Raw genomic sequence first — 13,642 nt, 5'->3', positions numbered from 1 at the left:
GTTTACCACCGTTTTTCGAACTTGTTGCGCAGGTAGATGGCGAGGCCGTTCATCGCGAGCAGGAAGACCAGCAGGACGATGATGGCGGCGGAGGTCTTTTCGACGAAACCCTTGGAGACTTCGTCGGACCAGAGGAAGATCTGCACCGGCAGGACGGTCGCGGGATCGGTAATCCCGCCCGGCGGCGTGGCGATGAAGGCGCGCATGCCGATCATCAGCAGCGGCGCGGTTTCGCCGAGCGCGCGCGCCATGCCGATGATCGTACCGGTGAGGATGCCGGGCAGGGCGAGCGGCAGGACGTGGTGGAAGACCACTTGGACCGGCGAAGCGCCGATGCCGAGCGCTGCGTCGCGGATGCTGGGCGGGACCGACTTGATCGCGTTGCGCCCGGCGATGACGATGACCGGCATGGTCATGAGCGCCAGCGTCATGCCGCCGACCAGCGCGGCGGAGCGCGGCAGGTGCAGGAAGTTCAAGAAGATCGACAGGCCCAGCAGACCGAAGATGATCGAAGGAACGGCGGCGAGATTGTTGATCGACACTTCGATGATGTCGGTCAGCCAGTTCTTGCGCGCATATTCCTCCAGATAGACGGCGGTGGCGACGCCGATCGGGAAGCTGAGCACCAGCGTCACCAGCATCGTCAGCAGCGATCCCTTGAACGCGCCCCAGATGCCGACCTGTGTCGGATCGGTGCCGTCGCTGGCGGACAGGAAGCTCATATTGAAGCCGGTCGTGAGCAGGCCTGCCTTGTTCAGGCGCTCCACAGCCGCTTCGGCCTCGGGCGAACCCTCGCTTTTTGCCGCCAGATCGATGGTGGTCGCTGCGGGCAGTTTGAGTGTCTCGGTGCGGCTCAGGATGTTGGGATCGGCCTTGATAGCGTCGCGCAGAACAATCCAGGCCGTGGGCGACACCCATTCCTCGGCATCCGCGCCCAGCGCCTTTTTCACGACATCGCCCGTCACCATCGGCAGGTTCGCGTTGGCGAGCGCCTGATCGGTAATTGCGTTCGGATCGAGCAAGATCGGTGACGCGGGGAAGTCGATTTTCACCGCTATTTCCGTTCGCGTGAAACCGCGCAGGCCGTTGCCCAGCATGTTGAACAGCAGGAAGGCAAGAAAGGCGGCCGAAAGCGCGACGGCCAAAAGACCGGCAGCCTTGAAGCGGCGTTCGGAGGCATAGCGCCGGGCGATCCGCTTGCGCATTGCATCCGACTTCCAATCGGTCGGGAGGCGGTTGGTGGCCATTATTCGTAAGCCTCGCGATATTTCTTCACGACCCGGAGGGCCACGATGTTGAGCAGGAGGGTCACGACGAAGAGCACGAGGCCAAGGGCGAAGGCGGCCAGCGTCTTTGCGCTGTCAAATTCCTGGTCGCCGGTCAGCAGTTGAACGATCTGCGTCGTGACAGTCGTGACGCTGGCGAAGGGGTTCAAGGTGAGGTTTGCCGCCAGACCGGCTGCCATCACCACGATCATCGTCTCACCGATGGCGCGGCTGACGGCCAGCAGCACGCCGCCGACGACGCCGGGAAGGGCGGCGGGGATCAGTACCCGGCGGATCGTCTCGCTGGTGGTCGCGCCCATGGCGAGGCTGCCGTCGCGCATGGATTGCGGCACGGCGGCGATGCTGTCGTCCGCCATGGAAGAGACGAACGGTATGATCATCACGCCCATGACCAGACCAGCGGCCAAGGCGCTTTCCGAAGATGCGCCCTGTATGCCGATCGCCACGGCGAGATCGCGTAGCGCGGGGGCCACTGTCAACGCGGCGAAATAGCCGTAGACGACGGTGGGCACGCCCGCGAGCACCTCAAGGATGGGCTTCATCCACTTGCGCACTGTGGGGCTGGCATATTGGGTCAGATAAATTGCGCTCATCAGGCCGAGCGGGATGGCGACGACCATGGCGATGATCGCGCCGATGAAGATCGTGCCCCAGAAGAGCGGGACAGCACCGAACGCGTCATCATTACCGTAGCCCAACGCCGCCGATTGCGGGCTCCATTTGGTGCCGAAGAGAAAATCGAACGGGTTCACCATCGAGAAGAAGCGAAGGCTCTGCCACAGCAGCGACGCGACGATGCCCAATGTGGTGACGATCGCGAGGAGTGATGCCACAAGCAACACCGCCATCACGAGCCGTTCGACCCGCGTGCGCGCCCGGAAATCAGGCCGCACCCGAGTGAAGGCATAGGCGCCCCCGGCAAAGGCCAGCACCAGTGCGAGCGCCGCGCCCGCGATGCCATATTTGCCGATGGCGTCCTTATAGGGTTGGACAAGGCCCTGCGAGAGCGGGTTGAACGCTCCCGATTGCGAACCGCTGGCAATCGCGCGCGCTTCGCCCAATATGGCCGAGCGCGAGAAATCATCTGCCGGCAGGCTGTGCGCAGCCGGGCTGCTGAGCACCTCCTGAGTGACGAGCCCAGGGGCGACGTTCGCCCAGACGGCGAGAAAGATCGCCGCCGGGATGAGCGTCCAGAGCGCGACATACCAGCCATGATAGCCAGGAAGGCTATGCACTGCATCGCGGCGGCCCGAGGCGCGCGCGGCGGTTTGCAGCCGCAGCGCGCGCGTCCGGGCACTGACCCAGGCGATGGCGCCCAGGCCTGCCAGCAGCAGGAAGATTGCAGGACCTGTCATATTTTCCGCTTACTTGAGCTGCGAACCGTCGAGAATGGTAAGCGACTTCACCGCTTCCGCGCTCGCCTTGCGTACATCATCGGGTGCTGCGACCATGCCACGCTTCGTCAACGCTCCGTCAGGGCTCCAGTTGGCGGCGAACGCATCGAGGAAGGCCTGAAGCCCCGGAATCGCGGTCATGTGCGCTTTCTTCACATAGATGTAGAGGGGGCGCGCACCGGGATATTTGCCCGTGGATACGGTTTCGTAGGTGGCTTCAACGCCGTTAAGGGACACGTCCTTCAGCTTATCCTTGTTTTCCTCAAGATAGCTGAAGCCGAACACGCCGAGCGCATTGGGATTGGCGGCGAGTTTCTGGACGATCAGATTGTCATTTTCGCCCGAATCGACATATTTGCCATCTTCGCGGACGCGGGTGCAGGTAGCCTTGAACTCGTCCTCGCTCTTTTCCTTGAGCGTCTTCATGGCCGGATCGGTTTCGCAGCCCTTCGTCAGGATCAGTTCAGCGAGCGAATCGCGGGTGCCGCTGGTGGACGGCGGGCCAAAGACGCTGATAGTGGTTGCGGGCAGGCTTGGGTCCACATCCTTCCAGGTTTCCGCCTTGTTCGGACCCTTGCCATAAGGGTTGGCGGCGAGCGCTTCATAGACGATCTTGGGCGTCAGCTTGAAACCGGGGCCTTCCTTTGACTCCGCGAAGGCGAGGCCATCGACGCCGATCTGGACCTCGATGATGTCCTTGACGCCATTTTTCTGACAGTCCTCGAACTCGGCCTTCTTCATGCGGCGCGAGGCGTTTGCGATGTCGGGATGCTGTGCGCCGACGCCAGCACAGAACAGCTTTATGCCGCCGCCGGTGCCGGTCGATTCGATGATCGGCGATTTCATGCCCGAATTGCCCTGAACGAACATTTCGGCAACCGCCGTTGCAAAGGGATAGACGGTGGAGGAGCCAACCGCGCGGATCTGATCACGCGTGCCACCGGCGCCGCCGCCGGATTGGTCGCCGCAACCGGCCAGAGTAAGAGCGGCCGCTGCGGTAGCGGCCATCAGAGCGAAATGCTTCACGGATAGTCTCCTTTGTCAAAGGCCGCGATTCGCAATCGCTGCCCCCCTTGGCGCGCAGTAGCCGCGGTAGGTCGCGCCTTTGTGACAGTCCAATTGCACTTTTATGACATTGGGGGCGGAAGCTCAAAAGATGAGCAGAATTTATTCAATGTTTGGACACTGACAGCCTCTCTTCAGCGGGCATCGGCGGCAGCAGGACCGTGATCGTGGTCCCTTTTCCCGGCGCGCTCACAATGTCGAGCCGGCCACGGTGCCGCTCCACAATATGCTTCACGATGGCGAGGCCAAGGCCGGTGCCGCCCACAGCCCGGCTGCGCCCGGAATCGACGCGGTAGAAGCGTTCGGTCAGCCGGGGCAGATGATCCGGGCCGATGCCTTCGCCTTCGTCGGCGACGGTGAGGCGGGTCATTCCGCCCGGACCTTCGGTCAGGCTCACGCGAATCGGTGTTCCGGCCTTTCCATATTTCACCGAGTTGCCGATCAGGTTGTGAAGCAGCTGTGACAATTGCGGCCTGTCTCCCGCGACTTCCGGCAGGCCGGGTGTGACGTCCAACTCCACTTCCCGGCCCCGGTCGCCATGGCTCGTCCGGAAAACGCCCACCACCTCGGCAGCCAAGGCGCCAAGATCGACGGGGCTGTCAGGGACGCGGTATTTTTCCGCCTCTATACGGGAAAGGGAAATGAGATCATCGATCAGCCGCTGCATTCGGCGCGCCTCACCGTCCATGATCTTGAGGAAGCGTTGCCGCGTATCATTGTCGCGGCCCAGGTCCGGATCACCCAGCGTTTCGATGAAGCCCAAAATCCCCGCAAGCGGCGTGCGAAGCTCATGACTGGCGTTGGCAACGAAATCGACGCGCATCTTTTCGGCGGCATAGGCGCCGCTATGGTCGGCAAGATGCACCAGCCGACGCACTGCGGCATCATCGCCGACCGGTGCAATGCGCATCTGCCAGCGTTGATCGCGTGTGCCGAGGCCCACCAGTTCCAACATCACCGCCTCGCTCATCGGCGCAAGGCTGGCGAGCCGTTCGGCGGCGGCGGGGTGGCGGATGGCGATGCGGGCATCCTCACCCTCGATATGGGCGCCGAGCAAGCGTTGCGCCGCCCGGTTGGTCCGGATGATCCGTCCGCGCTCGATCAGCATCAGAGGGTCTGCAATCGCCTCCATCATGTCCGCGAAGTCGGGATGTTCGACTATATCGGTGACAGGTTCGATTGAGGCAGGCTCGGCAGGGCGGGACGTGGGCGCTTGCGCGGCGATGATCAGGACGGCAATGCCCGCAAGCACAGGAAGAGCGATCGCCCAAAACGCCGCGCCCATCAGCAATGCGGTTCCGGTAGCCAGAAACAGTATGGCGAGCGACGCCGTGATCTGGGAAATGCTCAGTCGATTCATGGTTACCGCGCTGGATTATTGGCTGCTTTGCTGCAATGGCTGGCGCAATAGCGTGGATTCTTTACGCTTTGGCAAGCGCGATAGCGGATCAGGACGGTATGAAAGAGCAATCGCCCGGACAGCATGCTTCCGATTCCGTGTCTTCAGAGGCCACGGAGCGGGACGCCGACTCGATCGCGCCTTCGCGCCGCCAGCTGCTGATGGGTGGCGCCGTTGCCGCATCAGCGATCGTGTCCATCCGTCCGGCTTTGGCCAATACCGCCGCGTCCGTGCTGAACTGCACCATTCCGGTTCCCGATCAGGCGCGTGCAGGCAAATATATCGCGCCCAATGGCCAGCTTGTACCGGCAGGGACAGCGGGCGCCGTCCCTGCGCAAGGGCGCGGCTATAGCGGTGAGCAGGTCCGGCAGGCTCTGCGCGGCGGCAGGCTGCCGGGCACAAGCTATGAGCAGAATCAGGCGTATCTGAACTATATCCGGCGCCTTCAGTCCGGAACCAGCGGCTTCACCTGCTACGCATCATTGCAAATGCCGCGTTAGGCACCTGCTTACTCCTGTGCGCTACAGCTGAGCGCCGCCAGTGAGTTTGAGAGCAGTTTGTGACCGCAGAACGTCGTTATCGTAGAGACAGTGACATAGCCGCGTGCGTGTTGGAGGACATCATTGTCCTTTATCATCGCGCGTCGGGTCAGACGCATATGATGGTCAGTCCCGCTCCAGAGATATTGGAGGCGCTGGATGACGAAGCTGACTCCACAGCGGCGCACTTGCATGCGCGGCTGGAACGCCACTATGACCTGGGCGAGCGGGCGCAGGCGATTGCGGAAATCGAGACTCATCTGGAAGGGCTGACGGCGCTGGGTCTGGTGCGCTGTTCATGAGGCACCAGCTTTCCTTGTCCATCGGCCCCGCGTCATTTCGGATCGGTTCAGCATGGCGGGAACCGATCGACCTGCTGGCGCAGCTGTACGACGGCTATCCTCAGCCAAAGGACAATGTGGCTGACTTCACCGTGCGGCTGGAACCGACGAGCATGGTCCGGCGATGGGTCAGGCCGTCGATCTTCATCACCGGCGACCATGGCCTAGCCGATGCGGCGCCGATGAGTTTGACGCATGGGCTGTTGGCGGCGGAAATGGGCATGAACCTGCAAATGGCGCTGGGTTGGCGGCGGCACCTGCTGCTCCATGCGTCGAGCGTGGAGAAGGATGGTCGCGCCCTTGTGATGACCGGGGAGTCCGGGTCGGGCAAGTCGACGCTCGCGGCACAGCTTGGCGAACGTGGCTGGCGGCTCATGGGTGATGAATTTGCTCTGCTGGACTTGGCCACCGGGGAATTACTGCCTTTCCCTCGGCTCGTTTCGCTCAAGAACGGCGCCATAGATGTGATCACGGGGGAGGTTTCGGCCGAGCGGATGGGGCCGTTAATGGCTGGCACGGCGAAGGGGGACATTCGACACCTCATGCCTCGCCCCGATGCGGTCGCGCGGATGACGGAAGCGGCAAAGCCCGCCCTGCTGCTTTTCCCGCGTTTCGGACATGCCGCCGACGTTCGCCCAGTGGGGCAGGGCGAGGTTTTCATGCGCCTGACTCAGGCGTCCACCAACTATGTCGCGTTGGGAGAGGCGGGGTTCGGCGCGCTAACCCGGTTCGTCCAGCATGTACCCGCGCGGGCGATCGACTTTCCCTCAGGCGATGAGGCCATCGCGATGGTCGAGCAGTTGTGGGAAGAACTCACATGAGCGCCGCGCTTTTGGTCAGGTCGCTCCGCGATCCGGGGTCGGTCAGGCGTCTGGACAGTGCCGGGTGGAATGCTTTGATCGCGGCGGCTCGGGCTGAGCGACTGATCGGGACGCTGGCCATGCTCGTCGATGAAGGATTGGTGCCCGAGAAGGTGCGGCCGATTCTGGCAGATGCCCGGCTGGATGCGGAGCGGGAAGCCCGGCAGGCGCTATGGGAAGCCGATCGGGCTGCCGAAGCGCTGGGGGAGCCGGTGCTGCTGTTGAAGGGGACTGTCTATGCGGCCGCTCGCCTGAGGGCAGGCGCGGGGCGGTTTATCGGCGATCTCGACATTATGGTTCCGCGCGGCCGTTTGAAGCAGGTCGAGGACAGGTTGATCGCGGCGGGGTGGGAGTGGGTCAAGGAGGACGCCTATGACGACGCCTATTACCGGCAATGGATGCATGAACTGCCGCCGATGATCCATCGCGATCGGGACAGGATGATCGATGTGCATCATACGATCCTGCCGCTGACCGCGCGGCCGAGGCCGAACGCGGAGGCGATGCTGGCGGACGCGGTGCCGGTGACTGATCGGCTATCGGTCTTGTCGCCGGAGGATATGATCTGCCATTCCGCCGCGCACTTGTTTGCGGATGGTGATCTGGCGGGCGGTTTGCGCAACCTGTGGGATATTCACTGCCTGTGCCGCGAATTTGGGGAGGGTCAGCAGGATTTTGATCTTAGCTTGCTTGAAAGGGCGGCGGAGCATCAATTATATGCGGTGGTGTTGCGCGCGCTGAGACTGGCGCACTTCCTGTTTGGCACGCCTGTCCGGCCCCTTCGCTCGCCCATTAAAGTGGACTATCACCCGAGCTGGAGCGACCGCCTTTTCATAGCGCGTCTGCTGGCTCGGGACGGTTGGGGGCGTGAAAGGCGTAAGCTGCTGCGCTTTGCATTTTATGTCCGGTCACACTGGCTGCGCATGCCCCCGATGATGCTGGTCCGGCATTTGCTGACGAAGTGGCGCAAAGGGCACCGACCCGCCTAGCGCCCGGCCGGGACATGCAGATCGGGAACAATATTCTGAAGATTGCCGAGTAAGGGGAAAGGCGTCGGCTTTCCAGAAGGTTCGGTAGAGGGAGAAATCGCCATCCCCATCCACATCACGTCATGCCATTGACCGAATTTGAAGCCGACTTCCCTGTAGATGCCTACTTCTTTCATGCCCAACGCGGTGTGAATCGCAACGCTGGCGCTGTTCGGAAGAGTTATGCCCGCGAAGAGGCTGTGATAGCCCTGATGCCGCAATATCTGGACGAGTATGTCGTAGAGACGCCTCCCGATCCCGCGACGATGATGATCAGCCGCCAGATAGACGGAGATATTCGCCGACCAATCATAAGCCGCCCGGCCACTATGGGGTCCGGCATAGGCATATCCGACTATCCGACCATCCACCTCGGCGATCAGCCATGGGTAATATTTTAAGCAATCGGCCATCCGAAAGCTGAATTCCTCAGCGTCTGGCGGCACGCTTTCGAACGAGATTACGGTATTCAGAACATAAGGGGCGTAGATCGCTGAGATGTAAGGCGCATCGTCCTCAACAGCCGTTCTTATGATTGCCGTCATGTCATGAATCCTGTTGAAACAGGGGGAACCGTGGGATCGCTGCGGCTTACCGCTTCAATATGTTCAACGCGAGTACCGTCATGGCCTCGCTTGCCGTGGCGATGACCTTATCGGCCTCCGGCGCCCAGAAGGGGCTGTGAAGGGAGGGAAGGGTTAGCTGGCCCGCGGCGGCTTTTGCCATTTGATCAGCGGGGACCCCTCCAACCCAGAAGATGAAGCTTTTGATGCTTTTGTCAGCCCGGTAATAGCGGCCGAAATCCTCGCCGCCCATAGATGGCTTCGTTTCGATGACGCGTCCTTCGGGGAAATGCGCTTTGAGCAGTCCGGCCATGTCGTTGGCAAAGGCGGGCGGATTGTAGGCGGCGGGCGTGAATTCATCCTTTACCGAGACAATCGGCATTCGATCTTCGGGAATGCCCGCAGCGATTGCCTCCCCACGGGTGATGCGCTCGATGCCATGGATCAGGCGTTCGCGGCTCTCATCGGAATAGGTGCGGACGGTGAGAAGCAGCTTCGCCTCGTCGGGGATGATATTATGCTTGGCGCCGCCGACGAAGCTGCCGACCGTGACGACTGCGGGGTCCAGCGGGTCCTGTTCACGGCTGATGAGCGTCTGAAGAGCGCCGACGATGCGGGCGCCCAGCACTATGGGGTCTTTTGTCGTTTGAGGATAGGCGCCATGACCGCCCGTGCCTCGAACGACTATATCCACGCTGTCTACATTGGCGAGGGCATAGCCGGGGGTATAGCCGATCGTGCCCGCCGGAAGATTGGCGGCGTCATGGAAGGCGATGGCATGCGTGGGACGGGGGAAGCGGGTGTAGAGACCATCGTCCAGCATCATGCGCGCGCCTCGACCGACTTCCTCGGCTGGCTGGAGGATCATGACCAGCGTGCCGCGCCAGCTGTCCTTCCTCGATGACAGGAGTTGGGCTGTTTCGATGAAGGCGGTCATGTGCGTGTCGTGGCCGCAGGCGTGCATGACGCCCGTTTCGATGCCGTCCGGCGTCTTGGTGCGAACTTTGGAGGCGAAGGGGAGGCCGGTCTGCTCCGTAACCGGCAGACCATCCATATCCGCGCGCATCAGGAGGACAGGTCCTGCGCCATTCTTCATGACCGCGACGACGCCGGTGCCGCCCACCTTTTCGGTCACGTCGAACGTCATCGCCTTGAGGCGGCGCGCGAGCTTTGCGGCGGTCGCCGTTTCCTGCTCCGACAGTTCGGGATGGGCATGGAGTTCGCGGTAAAGCGTCATGAGGTCGCTCATGTCGCGATCGATCTGGGCGGCTATCCCCTGAGCCTGTGGAACTGGGGATGCAGGAGCAGGCGCGGCACCGGTCTGTGCCGTGGCGGCAGACGAAAGAGTGGCGGCGGCCATGATGAGCTTGAACGCGTGACGCATCGGCTATTCTCCCTGTTGGAGGGAGCATAGGAAGATTTGGCGGCGCAAGGAAAGTGGCAGATATGAAAAGGCGCCCGTCCATTGAAGGACGAGCGCCTGTCATGGTCTGTCGCGACGGGATCAGAAGTGGAAGATCACACCCGCGGTCGGACGGAAGCTGTCGAAATCATAGGTTTCGGTCTGGAAGCGGAGGCGAATGCCGCTGTTGCCGGTGATCCCACCAAGGCCGATGTCCTTCGGGCCGACTTCGACACCGACGCCGTACATCCAGTCCTTGCGGTTCGGCCAGCCCTGCTTGCCGTTGACCCACTGGTAACCGGCCGATGCGAAGATCATGCCGCTTTCACCAGCGCGCGCGCCGAAGCGGCCCTTCACGCCATATTCCCAGTCGATGTCAGCCCAGCCTTTGGTCGCGTTGCCTTCGACGCCGACGAAGACGGGGCCGAGGGGAACGTTGACACCGGCGACGCCGCTAACGATCGCGCCGCTCATGATGGTTTCGCCGGGAACGCTGCCGAACTCCGAACGGCGGTCAAAGCTGTGCCAGCCGCCGAGGATGCCGACATAGGGTTCAACGCCGAATGCTTCAGTGCCGTCAGGTGCGGTTTCTTCCTGAGCGTGGGCGAGCGAAGGCAGCGCCGCGAGCATCGCGGCTGCGAAAAGATACTTCTTCATATTTGGCTACTCCCTTGAGCCTTGTTCATCAGATGCCTGGGAGTAACGGGAGCAGCCGCCTATGGTTTCCCCACGGAAAACAATTGGTTCAACAGCGTGGCAAAATTGCAACGGCTCTTATTGGGCAGTCCAGCCGCCGTCGATATTCATGTTGGCCCCCGTAATATTGGCCGCCGCATCACTGCACAGGAAGAGCGCCATCGCCGCAACCTGATCCACGGTCACGAATTGCTTGGTCGGCTGTCCAGCGAGCAGCACATCATTCATCACCTGCTCGCGCGTCATGTTGCGCGCTTTCATCGTGTCGGGAATCTGGTTCTCGACCAGGGGAGTCCAGACATAGCCAGGTGAGATACAGTTGGCGGTGATACCGAACGTGGCGAGTTCCAGCGCGAGCGTCTTGGTGAAGCCGGCAAGGCCGTGCTTGGCGGTGACATAGGCGCTTTTGAAGGGGGATGCCGTCAGCGAATGAGCGCTGGCCGTCTGGATGATACGGCCCCACTTTTTCGACTTCATGTAAGGAATGGCGAGGCGGGACGTGTGGAAGGCGCTGGTCAAATTCAGCGCGATGATGAGGTCCCATTTGTCGACCGGGAAATCCTCGACCGGGGCGACATGCTGCATGCCCGCATTGTTGATGAGGATATCGACGCCGCCGAAGATGCTGGCCGCTTCCTGCATCATCGCTTCGATCTCGGCGGCTTTGGTCAGGTCGTGCCCGCTGTAGAGCGCCTTGGCGCCGCTCGCCTGTTCTAGCGCCTGCCGTTCCTGTTCGATCGCTGCGCTGTCGCCAAAGCCGTTGATGATGATGTTCGCGCCCTCGGCCGCAAGCGTCTTTGCATAAGCAAGGCCGATGCCGGAGGTGGAGCCCGTGATCAGCGCTGTCTTTCCGGCGAGGGTCTTGGTCATGCGTTCTTCTCCTTGAGAGTATCGGGGGCCTGGAGGTCGAAGGTGGCGCTTTTGCCGTTCGTGATGTTGCGGGCGATAAGGTCGCCCTTGTGCATCACCTCTTCCACGGCGTCGCGGCCTTGGCTCCAATGGTCCAGCATGGTGGAACGGGAAAATTCAAAGTCGCGGGCGCCACTTTCCCAAGCGCGACTGCGGTAGATGAGGTGGACGATGTTGACCGAGCCACGGTCGAGATATTCCCTGAGGCGCAGGGCGTCGGCATCGTCCTTGAGGTCTGGCGGCAGTTTGTCGAGCAGCGCCTTGATCGCCTTATGCTCGCGGCGCAGGCGTAGATATTGATCGGTGACCTGACGCGTCCGGCTGGAATATTGAATGTCCTTGGCGCGGGAATAAACGTCCGTCATCTGGCGCGGCATCGGACCTTCGGCCGGGAAAAGATCGACCTGAAAGACGAGCATGTCGTCATTTTGATGTTCCAGCACGTGAGCCAGGGGCGTGTTGGAAACGAGGCCGCCGTCCCAATAATGCCGCCCGTCTATTTCCACCGGGGGCAAGCCGGGGGGAAGCGCACCCGAAGCCATGATGTGGCGCGCGTCGATGCGGGTCCGCCCGTCGGGGCCTCGCGTGTCCCAATAGGCGAAGTTGCCGCTTTCTACATCCACCGCTCCGACCGAAAGGCGGACAGGGCCGTCATTCAGCAGGTCCCAATCCACACAGGCGTCGAGCGTTTCCTTAAGAGGCGCGCTGTCATAGAAACTGATGGCTCCCGGCGTGCCTTCGGGCATCATCACGGAAGGCCAGAGGCGCGGGCGGAACATGCCGGGCACGCCGAAGGTGGCAACGGCTCCCGCTGCCATGAGATGTGCGGCCTCCCGAATATGATCGATTTCGGGCAGGACGATATTGGGAAGGCCGCCGGAAACTGTCAGCCAGAATTTCTTCATCCTGCTGATGCGGCGGTGCGGCGGATTGCCTGCTATGATCGCAGCATTGACAGCGCCGATCGAAATGCCCGCGACCCAGCTGACGTCGATGCCAAGTTCATCAAGACGCTGATAAACCCCGGCCTGGAAAGACCCAAGGGCGCCGCCGCCCTGAAGCAACAGCGCAACATCGTGGGGCAAGGGGAGCGGCGTGCTCGCCCGGCGCGGAATGGAAGGATCGATATCGGCCATGTCGCAGTGCAATATAACGACTAGCTCGCGGGTGCCAACTTAATGTGCTGCAACAATCCGATAAGCTGAAAGCAACCAACTCCATATCGCAGCCGTTCCAACCTTCACGCTGATCGGATAGGCATGGGATGAAAGAGAGGGCGTCATGCGGCTGGACGACGAACGGGAAAGCTCCAATTTCGAGGTGCAAAGCGGCCGTGGCGGCTTTGGCGGCGGGCTGGGCGGTGGCCTTGGCATGCTGTTGCCATTCATCGGCAGCCGTTTTGGTTGCGGCGGGATCGTCGTCGCGCTCATCATCCTGATGGTGATGGGGGTTAATCCACTGAGCTTGGTTGGTGGCGGGGGCGGCGTGCAGCAGGATGTGTCCGTCAGTCGTGATCCGCAGAAATTGTCGGAAATTCAGCATTGGTCTTTGAAGGTCCTGGGATCGACGGAGAAGGTGTGGGGCCAGATTTTCCAGCAATCGGGGCAGCAATATCAGCCGACAGTCCTGTCCTTTTACTCGCAGGCTGGCGCGTCGGGCTGCGGCGCCGCGCAAAGTGCAATGGGTCCCTTTTACTGCCCCAATGACAAAAAGGTGTATCTGGATACCGATTTTTTCAATGAACTACGCCAGCGCTTCGGCGCGCCGGGTGACTTTGCCCAGGCCTATGTGATCGCCCATGAGGTTGGGCATCATGTGCAGGATCTGGAAGGCACTTTGGGGCAGGTGCAACAGCGTCAGCGCAGTGTGGGCGAAGAGCAAGGCAATGCCCTGCAAGTGCGCGTCGAGTTGCAGGCGGATTGCTATGCAGGCGTGTGGGCGAAACGCACGGGGCTGATGGAAGCAGGCGACTTGGAAGAAGGCATGACCGCCGCGCAATCCATTGGCGATGACACATTGCAAAAGGCGGCGGGACGGCGTCCCGTGCCGGAAAGCTTTACCCATGGGTCAAGCGAGCAGCGGATGACCTGGCTGCGCAAGGGGCTGGACAGCGGGGACCCGGCGCAATGCGATACTTTTGCCGGAGTGGCGCGCTAAAAA

14 protein-coding genes are annotated in these 13,642 nt (G+C 61.7%); 5 read left to right on the top strand and 9 right to left on the bottom strand.

Features of this window, described 5'->3' with window-relative positions; translation table 11 throughout:
• Nucleotides 1–2 precede the first annotated feature (2 nt).
• From pstA to ACZ5U1_RS07100, 4 genes are all read right to left on the bottom strand, one after another.
• Entirely contained in the window at nucleotides 3–1,247 is a 1,245-nt protein-coding gene (gene pstA / locus ACZ5U1_RS07115; protein WP_464777793.1) for a phosphate ABC transporter permease PstA, read from the bottom strand.
• A complete protein-coding gene (pstC, locus tag ACZ5U1_RS07110) occupies nucleotides 1,247–2,641 on the bottom strand; it encodes a phosphate ABC transporter permease subunit PstC (protein ID WP_464777792.1) in 1,395 nt (464 codons plus the stop codon). Before pstC ends, pstA begins: the two co-directional genes overlap by 1 nt.
• Before the next feature lie 9 nt (nucleotides 2,642–2,650).
• The gene (locus ACZ5U1_RS07105; RefSeq protein ID WP_464777791.1) at nucleotides 2,651–3,706 is read right to left on the bottom strand and encodes a substrate-binding domain-containing protein; all 1,056 of its coding nucleotides are present in this window, start codon (nucleotides 3,704–3,706) and stop codon (nucleotides 2,651–2,653) included.
• Between the two features lie 145 nt (nucleotides 3,707–3,851).
• Nucleotides 3,852–5,105: an ATP-binding protein gene (locus ACZ5U1_RS07100; RefSeq protein ID WP_464777790.1), complete on the bottom strand. Its 1,254-nt coding sequence runs from the start codon at nucleotides 5,103–5,105 to the stop codon at nucleotides 3,852–3,854.
• 200 nt (nucleotides 5,106–5,305) lie between these two features.
• Here ACZ5U1_RS07100 and ACZ5U1_RS07095 point away from each other — a divergent pair, with 200 nt between their 5' ends.
• Genes ACZ5U1_RS07095 through ACZ5U1_RS07080 form a run of 4 tightly spaced genes read left to right on the top strand, consistent with a single transcriptional unit; the run spans nucleotide 5,306 to nucleotide 7,873 of the window.
• Nucleotides 5,306–5,644 carry a hypothetical protein gene (locus tag ACZ5U1_RS07095; RefSeq protein ID WP_464779986.1) on the top strand — a complete coding sequence of 113 codons (339 nt, stop codon included), beginning with the start codon at nucleotides 5,306–5,308 and terminating at the stop codon, nucleotides 5,642–5,644.
• Between the two features lie 59 nt (nucleotides 5,645–5,703).
• The gene (locus ACZ5U1_RS07090) at nucleotides 5,704–5,985 is read left to right on the top strand and encodes an HPr-rel-A system PqqD family peptide chaperone (RefSeq protein ID WP_464777789.1); all 282 of its coding nucleotides are present in this window, start codon (nucleotides 5,704–5,706) and stop codon (nucleotides 5,983–5,985) included.
• Nucleotides 5,982–6,845 (top strand): HprK-related kinase A, encoded by an 864-nt coding sequence (locus ACZ5U1_RS07085; RefSeq protein ID WP_464777788.1) that lies wholly within the window; start codon nucleotides 5,982–5,984, stop codon nucleotides 6,843–6,845. Before ACZ5U1_RS07090 ends, ACZ5U1_RS07085 begins: the two co-directional genes overlap by 4 nt.
• Nucleotides 6,842–7,873 (top strand): nucleotidyltransferase domain-containing protein, encoded by a 1,032-nt coding sequence (locus ACZ5U1_RS07080; RefSeq protein WP_464777787.1) that lies wholly within the window; start codon nucleotides 6,842–6,844, stop codon nucleotides 7,871–7,873. The genes ACZ5U1_RS07085 and ACZ5U1_RS07080 overlap by 4 nt, the downstream gene beginning before the upstream one ends.
• On the opposite strand, the gene ACZ5U1_RS07075 is transcribed toward ACZ5U1_RS07080, so the two are convergent.
• The 5 genes from ACZ5U1_RS07075 to ACZ5U1_RS07055 all read right to left on the bottom strand — a co-directional run bounded on the left by ACZ5U1_RS07075 (nucleotide 7,870) and on the right by ACZ5U1_RS07055 (nucleotide 12,618).
• Entirely contained in the window at nucleotides 7,870–8,457 is a 588-nt protein-coding gene (locus ACZ5U1_RS07075) for an arsinothricin resistance N-acetyltransferase ArsN1 family B (protein ID WP_464777786.1), read from the bottom strand. The two genes, ACZ5U1_RS07080 and ACZ5U1_RS07075, sit on opposite strands and share 4 nt — an antisense overlap.
• Nucleotides 8,458–8,503: 46 nt before the next feature.
• Nucleotides 8,504–9,859, bottom strand: coding sequence for an amidohydrolase (locus ACZ5U1_RS07070; RefSeq protein ID WP_464777785.1), 1,356 nt, complete (start codon nucleotides 9,857–9,859; stop codon nucleotides 8,504–8,506).
• 120 nt (nucleotides 9,860–9,979) lie between these two features.
• Nucleotides 9,980–10,534 carry an opacity protein gene (locus ACZ5U1_RS07065; RefSeq protein WP_196224135.1) on the bottom strand — a complete coding sequence of 185 codons (555 nt, stop codon included), beginning with the start codon at nucleotides 10,532–10,534 and terminating at the stop codon, nucleotides 9,980–9,982.
• A 117-nt stretch (nucleotides 10,535–10,651) separates the two neighbouring features.
• Nucleotides 10,652–11,443 carry a 3-hydroxybutyrate dehydrogenase gene (locus tag ACZ5U1_RS07060; RefSeq protein WP_464777784.1) on the bottom strand — a complete coding sequence of 264 codons (792 nt, stop codon included), beginning with the start codon at nucleotides 11,441–11,443 and terminating at the stop codon, nucleotides 10,652–10,654.
• Nucleotides 11,440–12,618, bottom strand: coding sequence for a patatin-like phospholipase family protein (locus ACZ5U1_RS07055; protein ID WP_196224133.1), 1,179 nt, complete (start codon nucleotides 12,616–12,618; stop codon nucleotides 11,440–11,442). Before ACZ5U1_RS07055 ends, ACZ5U1_RS07060 begins: the two co-directional genes overlap by 4 nt.
• 145 nt (nucleotides 12,619–12,763) lie before the next feature.
• Here ACZ5U1_RS07055 and ypfJ point away from each other — a divergent pair, with 145 nt between their 5' ends.
• The gene (gene ypfJ / locus ACZ5U1_RS07050; RefSeq protein WP_464777783.1) at nucleotides 12,764–13,639 is read left to right on the top strand and encodes a KPN_02809 family neutral zinc metallopeptidase; all 876 of its coding nucleotides are present in this window, start codon (nucleotides 12,764–12,766) and stop codon (nucleotides 13,637–13,639) included.
• Nucleotides 13,640–13,642: the final 3 nt, after the last annotated feature.

The sequence above is a fragment of the Sphingobium sp. TomTYG72 genome, assembly GCF_055394715.1.
This window is presented reverse-complemented; position numbering and strand designations above follow the sequence as displayed.